Consider the following 26,724-nt stretch of genomic DNA (forward strand, 5'->3'; position numbering starts at 1 on the left):
ATGCGCCGCGCGGGCGGCGCGCGGTCTTAAGCACGCAACAACGCCCCAAGCCATGCGCCCCTGCCCCACCGCAAAACCGTAGCCGCTGCCGCCAGGCTGCGCTGGCCTGCATGAACCCTGGAAATCCTCAGCGAGGCGTAGGGCCAGCGCAGCCTGGCGGCAGCGGCTACAGATTGTCGCTCTCTTGAGATCCAAAGCCGTGCCACCCAGGCTAAAACCGCGGTGTGTCAGGCCATGGCGCGTTGCAACCAATGTAGGAGCTGCCGCCAGGCGGCGATGCGCCGCGCGGGCGGCGCGCGGTCTCAAGCACGCAACAAAGCCCAAGCCATGCGCCCCTGCCCCACCGCAAAACCGTAGCCGCTGCCGCCAGGCTGCGCTGGCCTGCGTGAACCCTGAAAATCCTCAGCGAGGCATAGGGCCAGCGCAGCCTGGCGGCAGCGGCTACAGATTGTCGCTCTCTTGAGATCCAAAAGCCGTGCCACCCAGGCTAAAACCGCGGTGTGTCAAGCCATGGCGCGTTGCAACCAATGTAGGAGCTGCCGCCAGGCTGCGATGCGCGCGCGGGCGGCGCGCGGTCTCAAGCACGCAACAAAGCCCAAGCCATGCGCCCCTGCCCCACCACAAAACCGTAGCCTGGCGGCAGCGGCTACAGATTGTCGCTTTCTTGAGATCCAAGCCGTGCCACCCAGGCTAAAACCGCGGTGTGTCAGGCCATGGCACGTTGCAACAAAATGTAGGAGCTGCCGTGAGGCGGCGATGCGCCGCGCGGGCGGCGCGCGGTCTCAAGCACGCAACAACGCCCCAAGCCATGCGCCCCTGCCCCACCGCAAAACCGTAGCCGCTGCCGCCAGGCTGCGCTGGCCTGCGTGAACCCTGAAAATCCTCAGCGGGGCTTAGGGCCAGCGCAGCCTGGCGGCAGCGGCTACGGGATCGCTGGTCGATGTTGTTGCTGCGCTCTTGAGACCGCGCGCCGCCCGCGCGGCGCTTCGCGGGTAGAACCCGCTCCCACAGTTTGTTGCACCGTGCCATGGCCTGTGAGGTCGAGTGGTCAGCCTTGGTAGCCAAGCATCAGACCGTATCGCCCCATTCAAACCCCTTGCACGATCCCCCCCAAACCCCGAAGCTCAACCTCACCCCCGCCTTCAGGAGAAACCGCCTTGGATTGGCTCACCCTGCTCAACCGCGAACGCCTCGGCAAAACCCTGCACAGCCCCGAAGAGCTGGGCCGCAGTCCTTTCCACAAGGACCACGACCGCGTCATCTTCTCCGGCGCCTTCCGCCGCCTGGGCCGCAAGACCCAGGTGCACCCGGTGTCCAGCAACGACCATATCCATACCCGCCTGACCCATTCACTGGAGGTCAGCTGTGTGGGCCGCTCGCTGGGCATGCGCGTGGGCGAAACGCTGCGCGATCGGCTGCCGGCCTGGTGCGAGCCGAGCGATCTGGGCATGGTGGTGCAGTCGGCGTGCCTGGCCCACGACATCGGCAACCCGCCCTTTGGCCACTCCGGCGAAGACGCCATCCGCCATTGGTTCCAGCAGGCCGCCGGGCGTGGCTGGCTGGACGGCATGACGCCTGCGCAGCAAAACGATTTCCTCAATTTCGAAGGCAATGCCCAGGGCTTTCGCGTGCTCACCCAGCTGGAATACCACCAGTTCGACGGCGGCATGCGCCTGACCTACGCCACCCTGGGCACCTACCTCAAATACCCCTGGACCGCCCGCCACGCCGACTCCCTGGGCTACAAGAAGCACAAGTTCGGTTGCTACCAGAGCGAGCTGCCGCTGCTGGAGCAGATCGCCCACAAGCTGGGCCTGCCGCAACTGGAAGACCAGCGCTGGGCCCGGCACCCGCTGGTGTACCTGATGGAGGCCGCCGACGACATCTGCTATGCCCTGATCGACCTGGAAGATGGCCTGGAAATGGACCTGCTGGACTACGCCGAAGTCGAGTCGCTGCTGCTGGGCCTGGTGGGCGACGACCTGCCGGAAACCTACCGCCAGCTCGGACCCCTGGATTCGCGCCGGCGCAAGCTGGCGATCCTGCGCGGCAAGGCCATCGAGCACCTGACCAACGCCGCCGCCCGCGCCTTCGTTGAACAGCAGGACGCGCTGCTGGCCGGCACCCTGCAGGGTGATCTGGTGGAGCACATGCATGGCCCGGCCAAGCGATGCGTGCTCAGCGCCAAGGACATGGCGCGTAAAAAGATTTTCCAGGACAAGCGCAAGACCCTGCACGAAATCGGCGCCTACACCACCCTGGAAATCCTCCTCAACGCCCTGTGCGGCGCCGCCCTTGAACAACATGGCGGTAAACAGCCGTCGTTCAAGAATCGCCGTATCCTCGACCTGCTGGGCAATAGTGCCCCCGACCCGGGCGCCTCGCTGCATGCCTCGTTCCTGCGCATGATCGACTTCATCGCCGGTATGACCGACAGCTATGCCAGTGAAATGGCCAGGGAAATGACCGGGCGCTCCAGCCCCCAGTGACCCGCTACCGAGCGCCCCGCTCCGGGGCGTCGGATTCCATCACTGTCGGAAATTGCCTACAAAACTTTGGGAAGCGTCTGCTCGCCTTCGACCTCCAGCCCGGCGAATAATCCATCGCGGCTGTAGGGAAAATTCCCGCAGCCCTGTAAGACTAATAACCAAGGGATGAAACCGCTTCAGCTATAAAATATTAATTTACAACTCAAGCCCATCTGAAAACACACTTTCATCCCGTGACAAAGCAACTTTCACATTGCCTTGACACTTTGGAAACATCCCGGAAGCCGTATTCTTAAACTACAATTTCTGTAGGAAATTTCCTATATAGCCCGGACGGCTACGTTTCTTCATATGCCACTCAATGCAACTGGGCTAATGTGCGCCTTTTCTTCGTCGCCTGTATGGGAAAGTTATTTATGAGCACTGCTTTTATAGTTGACGACCACCCGGTCATCCGCCTCGCCGTCCGCTTTTTGCTGGAAAAAGAGGGCTATACGGTGATCGGTGAATGCGACAACGGCGTCGACGCCATGCAGATCATCCGCGAGAACCCGCCTGACCTGATCATCCTCGACATCAGCATCCCGCGCCTGGACGGCCTGGAAGTGCTGGCGCGCTTCCAGACCATGAACATCGGCCCGAAGATACTGGTGCTGACGGCCCAGACCCCCGCGCTGTTCACCTTCCGCTGCATGCAGTCGGGTGCCGCCGGCTATGTGTGCAAACAGGAAGCACTGGGCGAACTGAGCAGTGCCATCAAGGCCGTCATGTCCGGCTACAACTACTTTCCCAGCGAGGCGTTGAATGCACCCGACATGGACGACTGCGGGCGCAATGAGATCGAGCGCTTCAAGGCGGTGAATGATCGCGAATTGATGGTACTGCAACTCTTTGCCCAAGGGCGTTCCAACAAGGAAATTGCCAAGGGCATGTTCCTCAGCAACAAAACCGTGAGCACCTACAAGAAACGGTTAATGCAGAAACTGCAAGTTGCGTCGCTGGTGGAACTCATTGAAATTGCCAAGCGCAACGCCCTGGTATGAACATCAATCGTGCGCTGGTCCTGGGCGCCGGCCTGTGGTGCCTGGCATCGACCGCGGGCGCCGAACAGGCGCCGCAATCGCTGGCACTGCGCAGCCACAACGCATCCCCGCTGCCGGCGGCGACGCCCGCCGATACAGCGCCCCCGCTGCGCCTGGGGGTGTCGGCCCCCGACTACCCGCCGTTCGACATCAGCACCGGTCACGAATACGAAGGCCTGAGCGCCGACTACGCCGACCTGCTGGCCCGGGCGCTGCAACGTCGGGTGACAGTGCAGCGCTACCCCAGCCGCGAACAGGCCATCCTGGCGCTGACCGACGGCCGCGTCGACCTGCTGCCCAGCGCCAACGGCTTCGAGGCGGCCAACCCCCGACTGGTGTTATCCGCCGCCTACGCCGTGGACAGGCCGGTGCTGGTCACCCGCACCGACGATGACCGTGCGCCGGACGAAGGCCTGGCAGGGCGGCGCCTGAGCGTGGTCAATCACTACCTGCCCGCCGACTACATCCACACGCGCTACCCCGACGCCACCGTGCAGTTCTACCCCTCTTACCAAAACGCCCTGAATGCCGTGGCCTTCGAGCAGGCCGACGTGTTCCTGGGCGACACCATCTCCACCCACTACCAGATGGACCAGGGCCTGCTGAACAACCTGCGCATGGTCAATTTCAGCCGTGACGAACCCGCCGGTTTCAGCTTTGCCCTGCGCCGTGACGACACGGCGCTGCTGGCCCAGGTCAATCAGGCACTGGCCGACCTCAGCCTGGAACAGCGCCAGGCCATCTTCCAGCGCTGGAGCGGCGCCAGCGAGTTGCTGCTGACCGACCGCAAGCTGGCCCTCAGCCCGCGCGAACAGCGTTGGCTGGCCGCCCACCCCAGCGTGCGGGTGGTGGTGGACGATACCTTCGCGCCGCTGACCTTTTTCGACCGCTACGGCAACCTGCGCGGCATCAGCGCCGATCTGCTGGAGCTGATTCGGCTGCGCACTGGCCTGCAATTCGAGATTCAGCGCGCCAGCGGCGTGGGCGACATGCTGGACAAGGTGCAGCAGGGCAAGGCCGACCTGATTGCCGCCATCATCCCCAGCGACCAGCGCGAGCAGGCCCTGCACTTCAGCCGGCCCTACCTGAGCAATTCCTACGTGCTGCTGACCGCCCAAGGCAGCAGCACCCCCGCCGACCTCAACCACTTCGAAGGCCGCCTGGCCATCACCCGCGGCAACCCGCTGGTGCCCTGGTTGCAGGCGCACTACCCCAAGGTCCAGGTGCTGGAGACCAACGACGCCTTCGCCAGCCTGGATGTGCTCGCCCAGGGCCAGGTGGAAGGCGCCATCAGCTCGCTGGTGGTAGCCCGGCAATTGCTGGCCTCGCAAGCGTTCCAGGACCGCCTGGCGATCCGTAGCACCGTGGGTACCGCCCCGGCCACCTTTGCCCTGGCCACCGCCCCGGATGCCACCGAGCTGGCGTCGATCCTGGACAAGGCCCTGCTGAGCATCGACCCGGCCGAGATGACCGCCATCACCGCGCGCTGGCGCAACTACTCGCCGGCCACCAATGGCTACTGGCGCAATTACCACCGGCTGATTCTGCAGATCATCGCCGCCGCAGCGGTGCTGTTGAGCTTTGCCCTGTTGTGGGTGGTGTACATGAAACGCCAGATCCGCCGGCGGCTGGTGGCCGAGCGCGCCCTGGGCGACCAGTATCAGTTCATGCGCGCGCTGGTGGACGGCACCCCCCACCCCATCTACGTGCGCGACCGCGACGGCCTGCTGCTCAGTTGCAACGACAGTTACCTTAAAACCTTCAACGTGCACCGCGAGGCGGTGATCGGCAAGACCGTCCAGCAAGGCGTGCTGCTGGACGCCGAACAGGCCCGTGCCTACCACCTGGACTACCTGCAGGTGATGGCCCAGGGTGAACCCCTGGTGATGGACCGCCCCCTGCGCATCGGCGAACGCATGCTCAGCATCTACCACTGGATATTGCCTTACCGCGATTCGGCAGGCGACGTGCAGGGGGTGATCGGTGGCTGGATCGACATCAGCGAGCGCCGCCAACTGCTCGAAGACCTGCGCCAGGCGAAGGATCAGGCCGACCAGGCCAACCGGGCCAAAAGCACGTTCCTGACCACCATGAGTCACGAGATCCGTACGCCCATGAACGCGCTGATCGGCATGCTCGAGCTGGCCTTGCGCCGGGCCGAACAGAACCAACTGGATCGCGCTGCCATCGAGGTGGCCTATTCATCGGCGCGTGATCTACTGGCGCTGATCGGCGATATCCTTGATGTGTCGCGCATCGAAGCTGGGCACCTGAGCCTGGCACGCGAACGGGTGCAGTTGCCACGCCTGATCGGCGACGTGGCCCGTATCTTCGATGGCCTGGCCCGTGACAAGGGGCTGCAGCTGCACGTCCAGGTACCGACGCTGGCGCAACCGGACCTGCTGCTGGACCCGCTGCGGGTCAAGCAGGTGCTGTCGAACCTGGTGAGCAACGCCATCAAGTTCACCGAGCGCGGCCACGTGTCCATCGAATTGACCATGGCCCCGGGCACCGAGCCCGATACCCGGCAGATTCAACTGCAGGTCAGCGACACCGGCATCGGCATCAGCGCCGAGGATCGCCAGCGGCTGTTCCAACCCTTCGTGCAGGTTGATCCCGACAGCCGCCGGGCACGCAGCGGCACCGGCCTGGGGTTGATGATCAGCAAGAGCCTGTGCGAGCTGATGGGCGCCAACCTTGCGCTGCACAGCACACCGGGCCAAGGCACGCAGTTGACCCTCAGCCTGCTGGCCGAGGCCCTGGCGCCGCTGCCCAGCGAGCCACCCACCGTCAGCCCGGCCCCGATCGCCCTGCATGGTTTGCGCGTGCTGGTGGTGGACGACCACCCGGCCAACCGCCTGCTGATCGCCCAGCAATTGAGCTTCCTGGGCGTGGGCGCCACCACCGCCGACAACGGTGAGACCGGCCTGCGGGCTGCGCTGGACAGCCATTTCGACGTGCTGCTGGTGGACTGCAACATGCCGGGCATGGACGGCTACGAACTGACCCGCCAACTGCGCCGGCAAGAACAGCGCAGCGGCCTGCCGGCGCGGGTGATCCTGGGCTATACCGCCAGCGCCCAGCACCAGGAGCGCGAGCGCTGCGTGGCGGCAGGCATGGACGATTGCCTGTTCAAGCCCATCAGCCTGGCGGACCTGACCCACGCCCTCGCGGCCGTAGCGGTGGCCCTGCCAAGCACGGTGCTGGACCTCAGCCAACTGAGCAGCCTCACCGGCGGCGAGCCCGCCATGGAACGGCGCCTGCTGCAACAGGTGCTGGACAGCTGCATCGCCGATCGCCAGGCCCTGCTGGCCGCCGACAGCGTCGGCGCCATGAACGACCTGGCGCACCGCATCAAGGGCGCCGCGCGCATTGTCGCGGCCACGGCCCTGACCCAGGCCTGCGAAGCGCTGGAGCTGGCCTGCCAGTCCGGCGGCGGCCAGGCCTCGGCCGCCGAAGTCGCAGCGGCCATGGATGATTTGCAACACGCTTTGCAAAAACACCTGGCGGGCCTTGATACACGCTTGTAAACCGCCACACCGTTCGCCATTATCGGCCCGCAAGGGCTGCGGTGCGAAGGCTCTGCAACACCGCCCCGGGTGGGCGGTGAACGCATCCTCAAGGAGTGATTCGCGATGCCCAGGTTCACAGAACGCCGCTTTCCCCTGCACGTGCACATCAGTGCCATGTTCACCCTGCTGCTGTTACTCACCGGCACGGTGCTGGGGCTGTTCAATTACCGGCAGACCTCGCAGATCATCCTCTCCAGCAGCCAAAGCCTGTTCTCGCGCATCGACCAGGACGTGCGCCTGGACATCGACCATACCTACCTGCCCATCCGCCACCTGCTGAGTCTGCTGGCCCTCAGCGACGCCGCGCAGACCGGCAGCCTGGATCAGCGCCTGGCCCTGCTGGAGCCCATGGCCCAGTCATTGCTGGACAACCCCACCCTGGCCTCGCTGTACACCGGCTACGACAACGGCGACTTCTTCATGGTGCGGCCACTGCGCAACGACGCGTTGCGTCAGCGCTTCGAGGCCCCGGCCAATGCCGCCTACCAGGTCTGGAGCGTGGAGCGCGACGGCAGCGGCGCGGCCCGTGCCCGGTCGCTGATGTTCGACAGTGCGCTGAACCCCATCAGTCAGCACGACCTCAGCGATGCCACCTACGATCCCCGCACCCGCGACTGGTTCACCCGCGCGCAGGCGGACCGGGCGCAGATCACCACCGACCCGTACGTGTTTTTCTCCAGCCACGCCGTGGGCACCACGCTGGCACTGCGGGTCAGCGACCACGTAGTGATCGGTGCCGACCTGACGCTGGACGACTTGAGCGCCACCTTAGCCAAGCACCGCGTCACCCCGCACACGCAGATCGTGCTGTTCGATCATGACGGCAATGCCGTGGCCTACCCCGACAGCCAGCGGCTGATTACCCAGAGCGGTACCGCCGAACTGGTCAAGGCCGCCGACCTGGACCCGGCCCTGGCCGCCCTGCTGGCCAATGGCAGCGCCGACAGCCATCGCCTGCACGCGGCCGGGCGTGACTGGGTGGTGTCGCGCAGCAGCATCGACCAGGGCGGCCCCGACGGCCTGCAACTGGCGCTGCTGGTGCCCGAGGACGAACTGCTCGCCGACGCCTACCGGCTGCGCTGGCAAGGCGCGCTCATCACACTGACCATCCTGCTGCTGTGCCTGCCGGTGGGTTGGCTGACCGCGCGCCTGCTGGTCAAGCCCATCTATGCGCTGGTGAAAGAGGCCGACGCCATCCGCAGCTTCGACTTCAAGCGCCCGGCCACACCGCGCTCGCCGGTACTGGAGGTGGACCAGCTCACCGAATCCATGCAGCGCATGAAACAGACCCTGGCCAGTTTCTTCGAGATCACCGCCAGCCTGTCCGCCGAAACCCGTTTCGAGCCTCTGCTCAAGCGTGTGTTGCAGGAAACCGTCAGCCTGAGCAACGCCCAGGCCGGTGTCATCTACCTGCTGGACAGCGACAGCGGCCAACTGGAGCCCAGTGGCCTGATCATCAATGACAAGCGTCGCAACCTGAAAAAATACGGTCTGGCCAGCCACACCCTGGGCGCCGCCGATACCCCGGCCTGGCTGGGCGAACTCAACGAACAGCGCAACAGCGTGGTCACCTCGCTGGGCTTCGACCAGGCACGCGAACTCAAACAGATCATGCTCAAGCTCGACAGCCCGCGCCTGGACCTGATCGCCGTGCGCCTGCACAACCGCCGTGGCGAAACCATCGGCGTGCTGGTGCTGCTGCACCGCGACACCGGCAGCCGCAGCGATCTGGCCAAATTCAGCCCCGAACGCATCGCCTTCATCCAGGCAGTGTCCGGGGTGGCCGCCGCCAGTATCGAGGGCCAGCGCCTGCAAGTGCGCCAGCAACAACTGCTCGATGCCTTTATCCAGATCATCGCCGGCGCCATCGACGCCAAGAGCCCCTACACCGGCGGCCACTGCCAGCGCGTGCCGGTGCTGACCAAGCTGCTGGCCCGCGCCGCCGCCGACAGCCAGCAGGCGCCCTTCGCCGATTACCAGCCTGGCGAGGAGGAATGGGAAGCCCTGCACATTGCCGCCTGGCTGCATGACTGCGGCAAGGTCACCACGCCTGAGTACGTGGTGGACAAGGCGACCAAGCTGGAGACCCTGTACGACCGCATCCACGAAATCCGCACCCGCTTCGAGGTGCTCAAGCGTGACCGTTGGATCGAGTATTGGCAGGCGGTGGCCGAAGGTGGTGACACCGTAGCGCTGGCCGCCCACCGCGACGCAGAACTCCAGGCACTGGACGATGACTTTGCCTTCGTGGCGCGCAGCAACCTGGGCGGCGAGTTCATGGACGCCGCCAGCCTGGAGCGCCTGGCGCGCATCGCCGGCCGCAGCTGGCTGCGTACCCTGGACGACCGTCTGGGCGTGTCCTGGGAAGAGAACCGCCGCCAGGAACGCAGCCCCGCGCCGACCCTGCCGGTGCGCGAGCCACTGCTGGCCGACCGCCCCGAGCACCTGTTCGACCGCCCGGAAAGCGAGCGCATGCCGGCGGACAACCCCTGGGGCTTCAACATGCAAGTACCCCAATACAAGTTCAACCGTGGCGAGCTGTACAACCTCGGCATCGGCCGCGGCACCCTGACCGCCGAAGAGCGCTACATCATCAACCATCACATGGTGCAGACCATCCTGATGCTCAGCCGCCTGCCCTTCCCCAGCCACCTGCAAAACGTGGCCGAGATGGCCGGCGGGCACCACGAGAAAATGGACGGCAGCGGTTACCCCAAAGGCCTGACCCGCGAGCAGATGAGCCTGCCGGCGCGGGTGATGGCCATCGCCGACATCTTCGAAGCCCTCACGGCGGCCGACCGGCCGTACAAAAAGGGCAAGACCCTGAGCGAGGCGCTGGGAATCATGGCGTTCATGTGCCGCGATGCGCACATCGATCCCGAACTGTTCGAGTTGTTTCTGCGCAGCGGGGTGTACATGGAGTACGCCAGACAGTACCTGCCGGCGCAGCAATTGGATGCCGTCGACATTGACCAGGTGCTGGCCAAGGCTGGGCTGACGCCCCTGCCCGCGTGAACCCCCGCAGCGCCTTTGTCTGGCACAAGGGCTGGGGAGAGGCACTGTCGACCAATTCAAACAAGCGTATGTTTTTTCATTGACAGCACCCCGCCATCCCCATAACCTCCAAAGCACTTTCAACGTGCCAGGACGACTGCGGACGTGGGCAGCATTTATCTGATTCGACATGGCCAGGCCAGCTTCGGTGCCGACGACTACGACGTGCTGTCGCCCCTGGGCATGCACCAGGCGCAGGTACTGGGCGCGCACCTGGCCGACCTGGGCCTGGTGCTGGACCGCTGCGTTGCCGGCAACCTGCGGCGCCAGCAGGCCACCGCGCACCTGGCGCTGGAGGCGATGGGGCTGAGCGAGCTTGCCGTGGAAACCGATGAGGGTTTCAACGAGTTCGACGCCGAGGCGGTGATCCGCGCCCTGCTGCCCGACCTGCTGCCCCACGAACCCGAAGCCCTGCACATACTGCGCAACGCGGCGCACAACCGCAGCGAGTTCCAGCGCCTGTTCGCCCTGCTGATCGGCCGTTGGCACAGCGGCCAGCACGCCACGCCGCAAACCGAGAGCTGGGCCGCCTTCGTCACCCGCGTCGACGCCGCCCTGCAACGCCTGCTGGACCAGGCCGGCAGCGGCGCCAACATTGCCGTCTTTACCTCGGGCGGTACCATTGCCGCCCTGCTGCACCTGATCACCGGCGTCTCGCCTGCGCAAGCCTTCGAGCTGAACTGGCAAATCGTCAACACCTCGCTCAGCCAGCTCAAGTTTCGCGGCCGCGAGGTAGCCCTGGCTTCCTTCAACAGTCACACTCACCTGCAACTGCTGAAGGCCCCGCATTTCATCACCTATCGATGAAAGCGGCCTGTGTAACACCTGTCGTTAGCCCATTCGAGAAAGGATCGAACCATGAGCACCCTGGATAAAGCCGTAGAAGCAATGAAGGCCAAATTCGACCCGTCCGCCGCTGCCGGCCTGGACCTGGTCTTCGGTTTCCGCATCGACGAAACCAAGAACTTCTCCCTGGTGGTGAAGGACAAGACCTGCGAACTGCTGCAGGGTGAAAACCCTGACGCCCAGGTGACCCTGGTGATGGACGAAGAAACCCTGAAGGGCATCGTCAGCGGCGAAACCGACGGCATGCAGGCCTTCATGGGCGGCAAGCTGCGCGCCGAAGGCGACATGATGCTGGCGATGAAGCTGAGCGAACTGTTTCCAGGCTGATACATTTTCAGTAACAAAAAAGTACCCGGCCGCGTTGCCGGGTTCTTTTTGCCTGCACGCTTGTAGCCGCTGCCGCCAGGCTGCGCTGGCCCTCAAGGTTTCACACCCCGATAAATACGGTGGATGGGAGGGCCAGCGCAGCCTGGCGGCAGCGGCTACGTGAAGGTGATCAAGGGCCGGGAGGCAGATGAATTTTTTTGGAAAAGCTATCCAAAATGATGGCCCCTGTATTCAATAATAAGTCTCATTATGTTACAAGTTAGCATCCTTCTTAAGATTGTGGTGCGAAGTGCTGGTTCCATTTTTGATCATGCTGCGCGAAGGGATTGAAGCCGCGCTTATCGTTGGCATCATTGCCAGTTACCTAAAGCAGACCGGACGCGGTCAGTGGATGCCCGCCGTGTGGATCGGCGTGTTCCTGGCGGCTGCCATCGCGCTGCTGGTGGGCGGCGGCCTGGAACTGGTAAGCGCCGAATTCCCGCAGAAACAGCAAGAGCTGTTCGAAGGCACCGTAGGCGTGGTGGCCGTGGTCATTCTCAGCTCCATGGTGTTCTGGATGCGCAAGGTGGCCCGCTCCATCAAGCACTCGCTGCACGAGTCCATGGACCGCGCCCTGGCCAACTCCAACAACCAGGTCATCGCCCTGATTGCCATGGTGTTCTTCGCCGTGGCCCGCGAAGGCCTGGAAACCGTATTCTTCCTGCTGGCCGTGTTCCAGCAGAGCGAAGGTGCCGGCGCGCCGCTGGGCGCCCTGCTGGGCCTGATCCTGGCGGTGGCCATCGGCTTCGGCATCTACAGCGGCAGCATGCGCCTGAACCTGTCGGCGTTCTTCCGCTGGACCGGCCTGTTCATCCTGGTGGTGGCCGCCGGCATCCTGGCCAACTCGGTGCAGGCGCTGCATGAAGCCGGCCTGTGGAACTCGCTGCAGGAAGTGGTCTTCGACATCAGCAGCATCCTGCCGATGGACGGCCCGGTCGGTTCGGTTCTGGCCGGCATGTTCGGCTATCAGGACGCTCCCACCGTGAGCACCCTGGGCGCGTACCTGATCTACCTGGTGTTCGCCCTGGTCATGTTTTTCCTGCCGGCTGGCGCCCCCGTGGCCCGCAAGCCTGCCCCCGCTACTCACTCCTAAGGCTTACCCAGTCAATGTCCAATCAAGCCCCAGGCCTGTCGCCGCGCGTCTTGCGCGCGGCTGTGGCCGGCTCCGTGGTGGTGATGGTCGCCGCCGGTGCACTGTTTTACTACGCCTCGCAAGTGGCCTCGTCCAAGCGCCAGGCCAATCACGATGAAATCGTGGTCAATATCCACCCGCACAGCTGCGAACCCAACGCCCTGACCATCCCGGCCGGCCGCGCATCGTTCCGCATCGTCAACAAATCCGAGCGCGCGGTGGAGTGGGAAATCCTCGACGGCGTGCTGGTGGTGGAAGAGCGCGAGAACATCACCCCGGGCATGAGCCAGGTGATCAACGCCAACCTGGCGCCGGGCGACTACGCCATCACCTGCGGCCTGCTGAGCAACCCGCGCGGCACATTGAAAGTGACACCTACCGCCGAGTCCGAGGCCAACGCCAAGGCCCGTCCGTCGATGGTCGCCTTCGTCGGCCCGCTGTCCGAATTCCGCGTGTACCTGAGCCTGCAGGGCAGCGCCCTGGTGCGCGCCGTCGACACCCTGAACCAGGCCATCAGCGCCGGTGACCTGGCCGCCGCCCGCGCCGCCTATGTACCGGCCCGCGTTGCCTACCAGGGCCTGGCGGCCGCTGCCCAGCGTTTCTCCGAGCTGGACAACGCCATCAACGCCCGCGCCGACTACTACGAAAAACGCGAGCAGGACCCAGGCTTCGGCGGCTTCCACCGCGTCGAATACGGCCTGTTCCAGCAGCAGAACCTCGACGGCCTGGCCCCTGTGGCACAGAAACTGGCCGCCGACGTCGCCACCCTCAAGACCCAGTTGCTGGCGCAGAACCTGCCGCCCGAGCAGTTGGTCGGCATCGTCGCCCGCAACCTGCACAGCCTGGCCGACGTGCGCACCAACGGCGAGGAAGAGCGTTACAGCCACGCCGACCTGAACGGTTTCGCCGCCAACCTGGCCGGTGCCCGCAAGGTAGTGGACCTGCTGCGTCCGGTGCTGGCCAAGTCCGCCGCCGACCTGCTGGTGAAGATCGACGCCGCCTCGGCTGACCTGGACAGCCAGTTGACCAGCCTGCGTGATGGCGACAACTACCTGCCGTACGACAAGGTCGGCCCTGATCAGCGCAAGCAGATCGCCGACAAGGCCAAGGCACTGGCCGACGCACTCGATGGAATCGACCCCGCCCTCGGCCTTTCGGCCCTGTAAGACAGACGACGACACTGATGAGCGATACTAAGAACAGCAACAACCCGGTCGACGCGCAACGCCGTCGCGTCCTGATGGGCATGGGCGCCGCCGGCGTCGCCCTGGCCGGTAGCGCCCTGACCTGCCCGGCCATGGCCGCCGCCCAGGCCCAGGTGGCCGAAGCACCGAAAAGCGACAAGACCCAGGACCGCCACGACTTTCATGGCCAGCACCAGGTAGGCATCGTCACGCCGCGCCCGGCGGCCGGCATGATGGTGGCCTTCGACGTACTGGCCAGCGACCGCAAGGACCTGGAGCGCCTGTTCAAGCTGCTGAACACGCGCATCAAGTTCCTGATGAGCGGCGGCGAAGTCGAACAGGTCGACCCCAAGCTGCCACCGGTGGACTCGGGCATCCTTGGCCCGGTGGTTACCCCGGACAACCTGACCGTGACCGTGTCGGTGGGCGCCTCGCTGTTCGATGAGCGCTTTGGCCTCGAACACGTCAAGCCCAACCACCTGATCCAGATGATCGGTTTCCCCAACGACGCCCTGGAGCCGGGCCTGTGCCACGGCGACCTGACCCTGCAGTTCTGCTCCAACACGCCGGACACCAACATCCACGCCCTGCGTGACATCGTCAAGAACATGCCCGACCTGCTGCTGGTGCGCTGGAAGCAGGAAGGTACCGTGCCGCCGCAAGCACCGAAGAAGGCTGACGCACCCGCTGAAAGCGCGCGCAACTTCCTGGGCTTCCGTGACGGCTCGGCCAACCCCGATTCCAACGACAACAAGGCCATGGACGCCATTGTCTGGGTGCAACCGGGCAGCGAAGAGCCGGCCTGGGCCGCCAACGGCAGCTATCAGGCCGTGCGCCTGATCCGCAACTTCGTCGAACGCTGGGACCGCACCCCGCTGCAGGAACAGGAAAGCATCTTCGGCCGCAAGAAGATCACCGGCGCGCCGTTCGATGGCACCACCGAACACGACGTTCCGGACTACAGCAAGGACCCGGAAGGCAAAGTCACCTTCATGGACTCGCACATCCGCCTGGCCAACCCGCGCACCCCCGAGTCCCAGGCCAACCTGATCCTGCGTCGCCCGTTCAACTATTCCAACGGCGTGAACAAGAACGGCCAGCTGGACATGGGCCTGCTGTTCATCTGTTACCAGGCCAACCTGGAAAAAGGTTTCATCACCGTGCAGACCCGCCTCAATGGCGAGCCTCTGGAGGAATACCTCAAGCCCATGGGCGGTGGCTATTTCTTCACCCTGCCGGGGGTAAAAGACGACCAGGACTACATCGGTCGTTCGCTGCTGCAAGCCACCAAAACCAAAAACGCTTAAGTCTTTGACACCATCGGGGATCCTTTCATGAAGAAGTCGCCACTCGCTTTGCTGCTGTCCCTTGGCCTGCTACACGCACCGGTATCGGCCTTCGCCGCCGACAACTCCCCGCTGGACCTGGTACAACCGATCTCGGACTACAAGATCTACGTGACCGAAGAGCTGGACAAACTGGGCACCCAGACCCAGGCCTTCACCGACGCCATCAAGAAAGGCGACCTGGAAGCAGCCAAGAAGCTGTACGCCCCGACTCGCGTGCACTATGAGTCCATCGAGCCGATCGCCGAGCTGTTCAGCGACCTCGACGCCTCGATCGACTCCCGCGTCGACGACCACGAGAAAGGCGTGACTGCCGAAGACTTCACTGGCTTCCACCGCCTGGAATACAGCCTGTACTCGGAAAAGACCACCAAAGGTCTGGAAGCCCTGGCTGACAAGCTGAACACCGACGTCAAAGACCTGCAGACCCGCGTTGCCGGCCTGACCTTCCCGCCTGAGAAAGTGGTGGGCGGCGCTGCTGCACTGATGGAAGAAGTGGCGGCCACCAAGGTATCGGGTGAAGAAGACCGTTACAGCCACACCGACCTGTATGACTTCCAGGGCAACGTTGACGGCGCGAAGAAAATCTTCGACCTGTTCCGCCCGCAAGTGTCCAAGAAAGACGCGGCCTTCGTAGGCAAGGTCGACAAGAACTTCGCCACCGTGGACAAGATCCTGGCCAAGTACAAAACCAAGGATGGCGGCTTCGAGACCTATGACAAGGTCAAGGACGCTGACCGCAAGGCGCTGATCGGCCCGGTCAACACCCTGGCTGAAGACCTGTCCACCCTGCGTGGCAAGCTGGGTCTGAACTAAGACCAACGCCCCGTTTCTACAGGAACCACGCGTTCCTTTAGGAGCGGACCGTGTCCGCGAAAGCTTCACCGCGCAACGCCTGATGCACTGCGGTGCCTGCTTCGCGGGCACAGCCCGCTCCTACAGGTCAAGGTGGTCATCGGTATTACTGATCCCCCTGCAACACCCCCACCTATAACACCCTCCTCCCCTTGTCCCCTGCCCTGCCGCGCATTAGATTGTTCAATGATCTGACGCCTCCAGAATAAGCAAAAGGGATAACCATGGCGCTTACCGACCAGTCCACTGCCGTGCGCAGCGGTGAAGAGCTCGATGCCGCGCGTATCGACCCGTACCTCAAGGCGCACATCCCGGGCCTTGCCGGCACGCCCGCGATCAGCCAGTTCCCCGGCGGCGCATCGAACCTGACGTACCTGGTGCAATACCCCGAACAGGAGTTCGTGCTGCGTCGCCCGCCCTTCGGCCACAAGGCCAAGTCCGCCCATGACATGGGCCGCGAATACCGCATCCTCAACCAGCTCAATGCCGGCTTTCCGTATTGCCCCAAGGCCTACGTGCACTGCACCGACGAGTCGGTGATCGGCGCCGAGTTCTACGTGATGGAGCGGGTCAAGGGCATCATCCTGCGTTCGGACATCCCCGCCGAGCTGGGCCTGGACGCCGACAAGACCCGCGCCCTGTGCCACAGCTTCATCGACAAGCTCGTCGACCTGCATCAGGTGGACTACCAGGCCTGCGGCCTGGGCGACCTGGGCAAGCCCGAAGGCTACGTGGCCCGCCAGATCAGCGGCTGGAGCGACCGTTACGACAAGGCCCGCACCCCCGACGCGCCGGCCTGGGACACGGTGAAAGCCTGGCTGGCCGACAAGCAACCGGCCGACCACGCCAAGCCTGCCATCGTCCACAACGACTACCGCTTCGACAACGTCATCCTCGATGCCCAGGACCCGATGCAGATCATCGGCGTGCTGGACTGGGAGCTGACCACCCTGGGCGACCCGCTGATGGACCTGGGCAACACCCTGGCCTACTGGATTCAGGCCGACGACCCGGCCCCGGTGCAGCTGATGCGCCGCCAGCCCAGCCATGCGCCGGGCATGCTCACGCGCCGCGAATTCGTCGACTACTACGCCGAGCGGGCGGGCATCCGCATCGACAACTTCGACTTCTACTACACCTATGGCCTGTTCCGCCTGGCCGGCATCGTGCAGCAGATCTACTACCGCTTCTTCCACGGCCAGACCCAGGACAAGCGCTTCGCCCAGTTCATCCACATGAACACCCTGCTGGAACAGATGAGCCTGAACGTCATCAAGCACTCCACCCTGTAAGGAAACCGAGATGTCCAAGACGCAATTGTTCGACCTCGACGGCAAGATCGCCTTCGTTTCCGGCGCCAGCCGCGGCATCGGCGAAGCCATCGCCAAACTGCTGGCCCAACAGGGCGCCCACGTCATCGTCTCCAGCCGCAAGCTGGACGGCTGCCAGCAGGTGGCCGAGGCCATCATCGCCGACGGCGGCAAGGCCACCGCCATCGCCTGCCACATCGGCGAGATGGAGCAGATCACCCAGGTGTTCAGCCGCATCCGCGAAGAATTCGGCCGCCTGGACATTTTGGTCAACAACGCCGCCACCAACCCACAGTTCTGCAACGTGCTGGACACCGACCTGGGCGCGTTCCAGAAGACCGTGGACGTGAACATCCGCGGCTACTTCTTCATGTCGGTGGAAGCCGGCAAGCTGATGCGCGAGCACGGCGGTGGCAGCATCATCAACGTGGCCTCGATCAATGGTGTTTCGCCGGGCGTGTTCCAGGGCATCTACTCGGTGACCAAGGCGGCGGTGATCAACATGACCAAAGTGTTCGCCAAGGAATGCGCGCAGTTCGGCATCCGCTGCAACGCCTTGCTGCCGGGCCTCACCGACACCAAGTTCGCCTCCGCGCTGGTGAAGAACGACGCCATCCTCAACACCGCCCTGGCGCAGATCCCGCTCAAGCGCGTGGCGGCGCCCAGTGAGATGGCGGGTACTGTGTTGTATCTGGCCAGTGATGCGTCTAGCTATACGACCGGTGTGGCGCTGAATGTGGATGGGGGGTTTCTGTCCTGAATATGCGTTGACCCTTTCCCGAGCTTCGCCCGGTCCCACAGAGTGGGGGGGATCCATCCCCTGTGGGACCGGGCGAAGCTCGGGAAGAGCACGACACGATCGAAAGCTTTTTGGCAGCCCTTCGCGCTAAAATGCGCGCCCTGCCAAAAACAACGATCTACCCCATGCCCTTCGAACTCAGCACCGACCCCACTACCCTGCTCATCCTCGCCATCGTCGCCTTCGTGGCCGGCTTCATCGACGCCATCGCCGGCGGCGGCGGGCTGCTGACCACCCCAGCCCTGCTGACCGCCGGCCTGCCGCCGCACCTGGTGCTGGGTACTAACAAGCTGAGCTCCACCTTCGGCTCGGCCACCGCCAGCGTCACGTTCATCCGCCGCAAGCTGTTCCACCCGAAAGAATGGTGGCCGGCGATCGTGTTCACCCTGGTGGGCTCGCTGCTGGGCGCCGTGGCGGCGCATTACATGCCGTCCGAATGGCTGAACAAGATGCTGCCGGTGATCGTCTTTGCCTGCGGCCTGTACCTGCTGTTCGGCGGCACGCCCAAGGGGCCGGTGGACAGCCACGCAGTGATCAAGCAGAAACGTCAGATCCCGCAGGGCCTGGCGCTGGGCTTCTATGACGGCGTGGCCGGCCCCGGCACGGGCGCCTTCTGGACCGTGACCTCAATGCTGATGTACCCCATCGACCTGGTCCGCGCCAGCGGCGTGGCGCGCACCATGAACTTCGTCAGCAACGCGGCGGCGCTGGCGGTGTTCATCATCAATGGCAGCGTGGATTGGGTGATTGGCCTGAGCATGGGGGTGTGCCTGATGGTGGGTGCGTTCTTTGGCGCGCGCAGTGCCATCAGCGGTGGGGCGAAGTTTATTCGGCCGGTGTTCATTACCGTGGTACTGGGGTTGACTGTGCGCCTGGCCTGGCAGCACTGGTTCGCCTGAAATGGCTCAATCCCTGTAGCCGCTGCCGCCAGGCTGCGCTGGCAGCTGAGTACACTGAAGATTTGCAGCGAGGCACAGGACCAGCGCAGCCTGCGGCAGCGGCTACAGGTTTAGCCGGGGAGGACGGGGGCGGGCAAGCCCAGGCGCTCGGCCACGTAGTGGTCGATCAAGTAACGCGCGATCGACCGCGACGCCGGCAACGGCGGCAGGTCATGCACGCTGAACCACTGCGCATCCTCGATCTCGTCCGCCTGGGGCACGATCTCGCCGCTTTCGTACTCAGCGTGAAAACCCAACATCATCGAGTGCGGGAACGGCCAGCACTGGCTGCCCATGTAGCGGATGTTGCGCACGGTCACCTGCACTTCTTCCATCACTTCACGCCGCACGCAATCCTCGGCCGACTCGCCCGGTTCGGCGAAGCCTGCCAGGGTGCTGTAGACGCCGGTGACGAAGCGCGGTGAACGCGCCAGCAGGATCTCGTCGCCGCGAGTGATGAGCACGATCATGCTCGGCGAGATGCGCGGGTAGCTGCGCAGTTCGCACGGCTGACAGTACATGGCGCGCTCCCAGTGGATCTGGGTCATGGCCTGGCCGCAGCTGCCGCAGAAGCGGTGCTCGCGGGCCCAGGTGCCGATCTGCGCGGCGTAGGCGAGCATTTTGTAGGTGTCGAAATCGCCCTGCATCATGAACTGGCGCAGGCCCTGCCATTGCACGCCCTCGATGTCGGCGGGGCCGTGCAACTCCAGCAGGTACACCGGCTCGCCGTCGAAGTGGCCGATGCCGTGCTCGGCCAGCACGTCCAGCCCCTGCTTCTTCAGCCACTCGCGAGGGAACAGCACGCCATTGGCGTCGAAGGCAAAGCCCTGGGCACAGCGGGCCACGGCCCAGCCCCCGGCCAGGCTGGTATCCAGTACGGCGGTGGTCCAGCGTTGAGACATCAGGGGCTCCTTTTGATCAAATGTCAGTCGTCGAACTGCGGGGTCTGCTTGCTCATGCTCGCGGCCATGGCCACGCGCAAATCAGTGCTTTGCAGCATCGCCGCGTTCCAAGTAGCGATGTATTCCAGGCCGTCGGCGATGCTGTGGTCGCGCATGTAGCTGATCATCGTCTTGGTGCCGGCGATGGCGATCGGCGACTTGCCGGCGATGTCGGCAGCAATGGCAAACACGCCATCGAGCAGGCTGGCGGTATCGGGGTAGACCCGGTTGACCAGCCCGATGCTGCGCGCCTCCTCGGCGTCGACCTTACGTCCCGTGTAGGCCAATTCCCTCAGGATGCCATCACCGATGATACGAGGCAAACGTTGCAGCGTGCCGACGTCGGCGGCCATGCCCATGTCCACCTCCTTGATGGAGAAGTGCACATCGGCGGCCGCATAGCGCATGTCGCAGGCAGCAATCAGGTCAATGGCACCGCCGATGCAGTAGCCCTGTACCGCCGCCAGCACCGGTTTGCGGCACTGGTCAACGGCGTTGAACGAGGCCTGCATGTCGAGGATCTTGCGCCGCAGGGCGCGGGCGTTGCGGCCGGTGTCCTTGCCCAGTTCGCTGGCCACCGACGCCAGCAGGCTCAGGTCGATGCCGGCGGAGAAATGCTTGCCGGCGCCACTGAGCACCACCACGCGCACCGCCTCGGTGTCGTCCACCCACTGGAAGATTTCGATGATCTCGCGCCAGAACGCCGCGTTCATGGCGTTGACCTTGTCGGGGCGGTTGATCTGGACGTGGGCGATGTGGTCCTTGAGCTCGACGTGGAAGGCCTGGTACTCGGTCATGGGGGGCGTCCTTGGTTATTGATGGGTAGGACTATACCAAGACCACGGGACAGGAAAAGCGCGCACCCAAGGTTGGCCGAAATGCCCTGTAGCCGCTGCCGCCAGGCTGCGCTGGCCCTGGGGTACGCTGCAGATCTTCAGTGAGGCGCAGGGCCAGCGCAGCCTGCGGCAGCGGCTACAGGTCGCGGTTGGCGCGCTCTTGCGCCGGGCATTGCGCGCGGTGCAGGTTGAGGGCGGTGTTGATGATGCCGATGTGGCTGAAGGCCTGGGGGAAGTTGCCCAGCATGCGCCCGGCACGCGGATCATATTGCTCGGCCAGCAGGCCGAGGTCGTTGCACAGGCCGCTCAACCGGGCAAACAGCGCCTGGGCATCATCCATGCGGCCTAGCATGGCGTACACATCCGCCAACCAGAACGAACACACCAGGAAGGTCCCCTCCCCCGGCTCCAGCCCATCGCCGCCGGTGGCGGTGTCATACCGCAACAGCAGCCCATCACGCATCAGGCGCTTCTCGATCTGCGCCAGGGTGGCCAAAAAGCGCGGATCATCCACCGGCAGAAATCCCGTCAATGCGATCTGCAACAGGCTGGCATCGGTCTGCGTCGAGCCATAGGCCTGCACAAACCCGCCGTGCTGCGCATCCACGCCCTTGGCGCAGACATCGGCATGGATCAGGTCGGCCACCGCCCGGTAATGCGCACTGCGCTCGGCATCCCCGCCTTCGCCGGCCTGCAGCTTGGCCGAACGGTCGAACGCCACCCAGGCCATGACCTTGGAGTGCACGAAGTGCCGCGGCTCGCCACGGATCTCCCACAGGCCTTCGTCGGGCTGTTGCCAGATGGTTTCCAGGTAGGGGATGATCACCCGCGAAATCGCCGCGCTGCGCGGGTGGCGCGGCAGGCCGCCGCGGATGGCCTGGGTCATGGCGTCGGCGACTTCGCCGTACACGTCCAACTGCAACTGGGTGGCGGCGGCATTGCCGATGCGCACCGGCTGCGAGCCCTCGTAGCCGCTCAGCCACGGCAGGGTGTATTCAGGCAACCGGCGTTCGCCACCCAGCCCGTACATGATCTGCATCTGCTCGGGGTTGCCGGCCACCGAGCGCATCAACCATTCGCGCCAGGCGCTGGCTTCCTCGAAATAGCCCAGGTTCATGAACGCCAGCAGGGTCATGGTGGCGTCGCGCAGCCAGCAGAAGCGGTAGTCCCAGTTGCGCTCGCCACCCAGCGACTCCGGCAGCGAGGTGGTGACCGCCGCGACGATGCCGCCGGTGGGCTCGTAGGTCAGGGCCTTGAGCACGATCAGCGAGCGTTTGACCTGTTCGGTATATGGCCCCACGTCGGGGCAGCGGTCGGAGAACGCGCGCCAGAACGTCTCGGTTTCCGCCAGCGCCGCCTCGCCATCGAAGGCCTCGCGCACCGGCAGGATGGAGTCCTGCCAGGTCAGCACGAACACCCGGCGCTGGCCCGGGGCCACACTGAAACGGCTGCCGGTGGCGTGGTCCACCGCTTCCAGCGGGGTGGCGCTGTGCAGCACCAGCATCTCCGGGCCGGCCACGGCGGTGAGGACCTGCGCATGGGCCTGCTCCACCCACGGCACGCTGCTGCCGTAGTCGAAGCGGACGATCAGCTCCATATCGAACGCCACCTCGCCGCTGATGCCTTCGACAATGCGCACCACGCTGCTGTGTTCACCCGGCGGCATGAAGTCGATCAGCCGCGCCTGGCCAGCGGCGGTAGTGAACGTGGTTTCCAGCACCAGGGTGCCGGCGCGGTAGGCCCGGCTGACTTCGAATGGCTCGCTGGGCGCCAGGCGCCAACGGCCATTGTGCTCATCGCCCAGCAGCGCGGCGAAGCAGGCGGGCGCGTCGAATCGGGGGAAACACAACCAGTCCAGCGAGCCCTGCTTGTCGACCAGCGCGGCAGTCCTGCAATTGCCGAGCAAGGCATAGTCTTCAATCAATGCGGCCATGGTGGGGTCAACCTTGTGCGGAAGAATTCAGCGGGTGTGCGGCGCCCTCGGCAGGATCAGGTCACGGATGGCGTCGGCCACCCCCTGCTCGCGGTTGCTGGCGGTGACGTGGTCGGCGTGGGCCTTGACCGCGTCGTCGGCCTGGCCCATGGCAACCGACAGGCCGGCGCGCTGGAACATGGCCACGTCGTTGCCGCCGTCACCCAGCGCAGCGGTCTGCGCCAGGGGCACGTCCAGGTGCTGGGCCAGTTCGGCCAGGGCTTCGCCCTTGTTGGCCAGCAACGCGGTAACGTCCAGGTAATAGCTTTGCGAGCGAGCGGCCAGGGCCTGGCCCTTGATCAAGCCGCCAAGCTCGGTCTCCAGCCGTTCCAGCAAATCGAAATCGGCGCAGGTGGCGACGATCTTGTCGACGCGGTCCAGGTACGGCGTGAAGTCATCGACCTGCACGTAACCGTAACCCAGCGCGTCGAGCTCCTTGCCCAGGTAGTGGGTGTCGGGGTTGGTCAGCAGCCACTCATCATCGGCGAACAGCCACACCGCCACCGGGTGCCGGGCGAACAGCGCCAGGCTGGTCTCCACCGCCCGGCGATCCACGCAGTGGCGTGCCACCACGCTGCCGTCCGGGTTGGCCAGGGTGCCACCGTTGAACGCGGCGAAGGGGATATCGATGCCCAGCTGCTTGATGATCGCCAGCATGGCCCGTGGCGGGCGCGCACTGGCCAGGGTGAAGGCAACGCCCGCCTCACGCAGGCGCCCGATCGCCGCCAGCACGCGGTCGCCTACGGTATGGTCGGGCAACAACAGGGTGCCGTCCATGTCGCTGAGCACCAGGCGAATGAGGTCGTTCGACGCTTCACTCATCCCAGGCTGTGCCACGCACGGCCATCACGGGCCAGCAACTCGTCAGCCGACTCAGGGCCATCTTCACCAGCCGCATAGTTGTCGATCTTGCCACCGTCGCGCCAGGCGTCGAGGAACGGCTGCACGGCGCGCCAACCATTCTCGATGTTGTCGGCGCGCTGGAACAGCGTCTGGTCGCCCGTCAGGCAGTCGTAGATCAGCGTTTCGTAGCCGGTGGACGGCTGCATCTGGAAAAAGTCTTTGTAGGCGAAGCCCAGCTCCACGTTCTCCATCACCAGCGCCGGCCCTGGCCGCTTGGCCATCAGGTCGAACCACATGCCCTCATTGGGCTGGATCTGGATGCGCAGGTAGTTGGGCGCCAGGCGCTCCACCTCGGTGTCGCGGAACTGTGCGTAGGGCGCCTGCTTGAAGCAGATGGCGATTTCGGTGTCGCGCACGCTCATGCGCTTGCCGGTGCGCAGGTAGAACGGCACGCCCACCCAGCGCCAGTTGTCGATCATCACCTTGAGCGCCACGAAGGTTTCGGTGCGGCTGTCGGGGTCCACCTTGGGTTCCTGGCGGTAGCCGGGCTTGTCGCCCTGCCCGGCCGTGTACTGGCCACGCACCGAGTTTTTCAGCGCGTCGGCCTTCGACCAGGGCCGGATGGCGCCGACCACCTTGGCCTTTTCGCCGCGCACGGCATCGGCGCCGAAGGCGGCCGGTGGTTCCATGGCGACCATGGCCAGCAGCTGGAACAGGTGGTTGGGCACCATGTCGCGCAGGGCGCCGGTGCTGTCGTAGAAGTTGCCCCGTGTTTCCACGCCGACGGTTTCGGCGGCGGTGATCTGCACGTGGTCAATGTAATGATTGTTCCAGAACGCCTCGAAGATGCCGTTGGAAAAACGGCTGATCAGGATGTTCTGAACGGTTTCCTTGCCCAGGTAGTGATCGATGCGGTAGATCTGCTTTTCGCTCATGACGCTCAACAAACAGGCGTTGAGGGCCTCGGCGGTGGGCAGGTCGGAACCGAAGGGTTTTTCGATCACCACGCGGCGAAAGGCGTCGGGCTGCTCCTGGAGCAACCCGGCGTGGCCCAGCCGCTGCGCCACTTCACTGAAGAAGCGCGGCGAGGTGGCCAGGTAGAACACGGCGTTGCCGGTGCGATTGGCGGCAATGCGCTCGCCAATCGCCTGGTAGGTGCCATCGTCCAGGAAGTCGCCACTGATGTAGCTGATGCGCTTGGCCAGCTTGGCCCACAGCGCAGGGTCAAGGGCCTGGTCGGCCCCTTCCGGGTTTTTCGCGCGGGCCTGCTCGATGATGAAATCGTGCAGCTTGGCAGCGAAGTCAGCATCGCTGACCTCGTTGTGGTCGACACCGACGATGTGCAGGCCATTGTCCAGCAAACCGTCACGGCTCAGGTTGTACAGCGCCGGCATCAGCAGGCGCTTGACCAGGTCGCCATGGGCGCCAAAGAGAAACAGCGTTGTGGGGGGTGCTGCGTCTACCTTGGACTTCGCCCGTGTCATTTAGGAACCTCTACATGGCCGCCGAAACCGAAGCGCATCGCCGACAACAGCTTGTCGCCGTAGGTGCTCTCCTGGCGGGAACGGAAACGTGCGAACAGCGAGCCTGCCAGCACCGGTACCGGTACTGCCTGCTCAACCGCCGCGTCAATGGTCCAGCGACCTTCACCGCTGTCCGACACCGAGCCCGAGTAGCCATCCAGTGCAGGGTCACCGACCAGCGCGTCGGCGGTCAGGTCCAGCAGCCAGGACGACACCACGCTGCCGCGACGCCATACTTCGGCGATCTCGGCCAGGTTCAGGTCAAAGCGCTGGTCTTCGGGCAGCGCGGTGCTGTTCTTGGTCTTGAGGATGTCGAAGCCTTCGGCGAAGGCTTGCATCATGCCGTACTCGATGCCGTTGTGGATCATCTTCACGAAGTGGCCGGAACCGGCCGGGCCTGCGTGGATGTAACCCTGTTCGGCGTTGTTGTGCTCACCTTCGCGACCTTTGGTGCGCAGGATATCGCCCACGCCAGGGGCCAGGCAGGCGAACAGCGGGTCCAGGCGCTGGAAGATCGCGGCTTCGCCGCCGATCATCATGCAGAAACCACGGTCCAGGCCCCACACGCCGCCGGAGGTGCCGACGTCGACGTAGTGCAGCTGGCGCGCGGACAATTCCTTGGCGCGACGGATATCATCTTTGTAGAACGTGTTGCCGCCATCGATGATCACGTCATCGGGCTCCAGCAGGTCGGCCAGTTGCTGGATGGTGTCTTCGGTTGGCGCGCCCGCAGGCAGCATGACCCAAACGGCACGCGGTGCGTCCATCTGACGCACCAGGTCAGCCAGGTCAGTGGCTGTTACGGCGCCTTCTTCACCCAGTTTTGCCACGGAAGACTGATCGCGATCCCAGGACCACGGTCTGGTGGCCTCCGCGCATCAGTCTTCTCGAAATATTGCCGCCCATGCGGCCCAGTCCCACGATTCCCAATTGCATGCCGGTGCTCCACTGATGCTTAAATAGGTGTGTCACACCTTCAAAGTGCTAATGGTCTCAAAGCTTAGTACAGGGTTGCCAGAGTTAGTTTCGACTTTAGCCGTTCGTCGGTGCTATTTTTTTCGCCAAAGGGCTGTCATCAAGCCTTCTTCAACGCTGGCGGGCACTTGCTGGCACATGAAGAAAAAGACACGCAGACCGTGAAAAATAAAAAAGTTCCATTGTGGCGCGAAAGAAATCAGAATCCGCGCCGACAGAGGTAAGGACCTGGGTTGCAAACGCTCAAGGTCGGCTATCCTCACTGTGAGACATGCCATTTGCGAGGTGAGCAATGGGAACTTTACTGCCAGCAACACCCCCCCAAACCCTCTATGTCACGGTTCGTCGTGACGAGCTGCGCGAATTGAAAAAAGAACGCGACCAGTTGCAACAGAAGGTCGCCCATCTGACCATGATGCTCTTGCAGTCCCAGCAGGACACCGGTATCACCGGTGGCGCCCAGGCGAAGATCGCCTGATCTCTGTCCTTCCCGTACCGGCAGGCGTTCGTCTGCCGGCTGACGCTGCGCCCAATCCCCGTCCCCTGTAGCCGCTGCCGCCAGGCTGCGCTGGCCCCGTGCCTCACTACAAATCCTCAGGGTTCACACCGGCCAGCGCAGCCTTCGGCAGCGGCTACGGCGGAAAACTTTCCTGATATCGCA

The 26,724-nt window shown here is 64.4% G+C and carries 19 protein-coding genes and 1 pseudogene; 14 read left to right on the top strand and 6 right to left on the bottom strand.

The window, feature by feature from the left end; all coding sequences use genetic code 11:
* Positions 1 to 1,157 precede the first annotated feature (1,157 nt).
* The 13 genes from ACZ9GA_RS18690 (at position 1,158) to ACZ9GA_RS18750 (ending at position 18,934) form a co-directional block, all read left to right on the top strand.
* Positions 1,158 to 2,489 (top strand): deoxyguanosinetriphosphate triphosphohydrolase, encoded by a 1,332-nt coding sequence (locus tag ACZ9GA_RS18690; RefSeq protein ID WP_027978473.1) that lies wholly within the window; start codon positions 1,158 to 1,160, stop codon positions 2,487 to 2,489.
* A 416-nt stretch (positions 2,490 to 2,905) separates the two neighbouring features.
* Positions 2,906 to 3,532, top strand: coding sequence for a response regulator (locus ACZ9GA_RS18695; protein ID WP_457361292.1), 627 nt, complete (start codon positions 2,906 to 2,908; stop codon positions 3,530 to 3,532).
* Positions 3,529 to 7,101 (top strand): transporter substrate-binding domain-containing protein, encoded by a 3,573-nt coding sequence (locus tag ACZ9GA_RS18700; protein ID WP_457361291.1) that lies wholly within the window; start codon positions 3,529 to 3,531, stop codon positions 7,099 to 7,101. Before ACZ9GA_RS18695 ends, ACZ9GA_RS18700 begins: the two co-directional genes overlap by 4 nt.
* Before the next feature lie 105 nt (positions 7,102 to 7,206).
* Positions 7,207 to 10,158 (top strand): HD domain-containing phosphohydrolase, encoded by a 2,952-nt coding sequence (locus ACZ9GA_RS18705; RefSeq protein ID WP_457361290.1) that lies wholly within the window; start codon positions 7,207 to 7,209, stop codon positions 10,156 to 10,158.
* 144 nt (positions 10,159 to 10,302) lie between these two features.
* A complete protein-coding gene (locus tag ACZ9GA_RS18710) occupies positions 10,303 to 11,004 on the top strand; it encodes a histidine phosphatase family protein (protein ID WP_457361289.1) in 702 nt (233 codons plus the stop codon).
* A 51-nt stretch (positions 11,005 to 11,055) separates the two neighbouring features.
* Positions 11,056 to 11,370, top strand: coding sequence for an SCP2 sterol-binding domain-containing protein (locus tag ACZ9GA_RS18715; RefSeq protein ID WP_457361288.1), 315 nt, complete (start codon positions 11,056 to 11,058; stop codon positions 11,368 to 11,370).
* Between the two features lie 289 nt (positions 11,371 to 11,659).
* On the top strand, positions 11,660 to 12,502 hold the full coding sequence (efeU, locus tag ACZ9GA_RS18720; protein ID WP_457361287.1) for an iron uptake transporter permease EfeU: 843 nt from the start codon (positions 11,660 to 11,662) through the stop codon (positions 12,500 to 12,502).
* Positions 12,503 to 12,516: 14 nt separating this feature from the next.
* On the top strand, positions 12,517 to 13,707 hold the full coding sequence (gene efeO, locus ACZ9GA_RS18725) for an iron uptake system protein EfeO (protein WP_457361286.1): 1,191 nt from the start codon (positions 12,517 to 12,519) through the stop codon (positions 13,705 to 13,707).
* A gap of 17 nt (positions 13,708 to 13,724) precedes the next feature.
* Entirely contained in the window at positions 13,725 to 15,032 is a 1,308-nt protein-coding gene (gene efeB, locus ACZ9GA_RS18730) for an iron uptake transporter deferrochelatase/peroxidase subunit (protein ID WP_457361285.1), read from the top strand.
* A gap of 27 nt (positions 15,033 to 15,059) precedes the next feature.
* Entirely contained in the window at positions 15,060 to 15,887 is an 828-nt protein-coding gene (gene efeO, locus ACZ9GA_RS18735) for an iron uptake system protein EfeO (RefSeq protein ID WP_457361284.1), read from the top strand.
* A 263-nt stretch (positions 15,888 to 16,150) separates the two neighbouring features.
* The gene (locus tag ACZ9GA_RS18740; protein WP_457361283.1) at positions 16,151 to 17,218 is read left to right on the top strand and encodes a phosphotransferase family protein; all 1,068 of its coding nucleotides are present in this window, start codon (positions 16,151 to 16,153) and stop codon (positions 17,216 to 17,218) included.
* Between the two features lie 10 nt (positions 17,219 to 17,228).
* Positions 17,229 to 17,996, top strand: a complete 768-nt coding sequence (locus tag ACZ9GA_RS18745) for an SDR family oxidoreductase (protein ID WP_455925301.1) — start codon at positions 17,229 to 17,231, stop codon at positions 17,994 to 17,996.
* 164 nt (positions 17,997 to 18,160) lie between these two features.
* Complete coding sequence (locus ACZ9GA_RS18750; RefSeq protein WP_455925299.1) at positions 18,161 to 18,934, top strand: TSUP family transporter; 774 nt, start codon at positions 18,161 to 18,163, stop codon at positions 18,932 to 18,934.
* Between the two features lie 110 nt (positions 18,935 to 19,044).
* Here ACZ9GA_RS18750 and nudC read toward each other — a convergent pair whose 3' ends face one another.
* From nudC to gnd, 6 genes and pseudogenes are all read right to left on the bottom strand, one after another.
* On the bottom strand, positions 19,045 to 19,875 hold the full coding sequence (nudC, locus tag ACZ9GA_RS18755) for an NAD(+) diphosphatase (protein WP_457361282.1): 831 nt from the start codon (positions 19,873 to 19,875) through the stop codon (positions 19,045 to 19,047).
* Positions 19,876 to 19,898: 23 nt separating this feature from the next.
* Positions 19,899 to 20,711 (bottom strand): crotonase/enoyl-CoA hydratase family protein, encoded by an 813-nt coding sequence (locus ACZ9GA_RS18760; RefSeq protein ID WP_457361281.1) that lies wholly within the window; start codon positions 20,709 to 20,711, stop codon positions 19,899 to 19,901.
* Between the two features lie 175 nt (positions 20,712 to 20,886).
* Positions 20,887 to 22,683 (bottom strand): glycoside hydrolase family 15 protein, encoded by a 1,797-nt coding sequence (locus ACZ9GA_RS18765; RefSeq protein WP_457361280.1) that lies wholly within the window; start codon positions 22,681 to 22,683, stop codon positions 20,887 to 20,889.
* A gap of 27 nt (positions 22,684 to 22,710) precedes the next feature.
* Positions 22,711 to 23,544, bottom strand: coding sequence for an HAD family hydrolase (locus tag ACZ9GA_RS18770; RefSeq protein WP_457361279.1), 834 nt, complete (start codon positions 23,542 to 23,544; stop codon positions 22,711 to 22,713).
* Complete coding sequence (gene zwf / locus ACZ9GA_RS18775) at positions 23,541 to 25,049, bottom strand: glucose-6-phosphate dehydrogenase (RefSeq protein WP_457361278.1); 1,509 nt, start codon at positions 25,047 to 25,049, stop codon at positions 23,541 to 23,543. The genes ACZ9GA_RS18770 and zwf overlap by 4 nt, the downstream gene beginning before the upstream one ends.
* Positions 25,046 to 26,024 (bottom strand): annotated as a pseudogene (gene gnd, locus ACZ9GA_RS18780) (phosphogluconate dehydrogenase (NAD(+)-dependent, decarboxylating)). The gene zwf and the pseudogene gnd overlap by 4 nt, the downstream one beginning before the upstream one ends.
* A gap of 331 nt (positions 26,025 to 26,355) precedes the next feature.
* Between gnd and ACZ9GA_RS18785 the strand changes: the two are divergent.
* Positions 26,356 to 26,541 (top strand): DUF6026 family protein, encoded by a 186-nt coding sequence (locus ACZ9GA_RS18785; RefSeq protein WP_457361276.1) that lies wholly within the window; start codon positions 26,356 to 26,358, stop codon positions 26,539 to 26,541.
* Positions 26,542 to 26,724: the final 183 nt, after the last annotated feature.

Source organism: Pseudomonas sp. TE3644 (assembly GCF_056278815.1).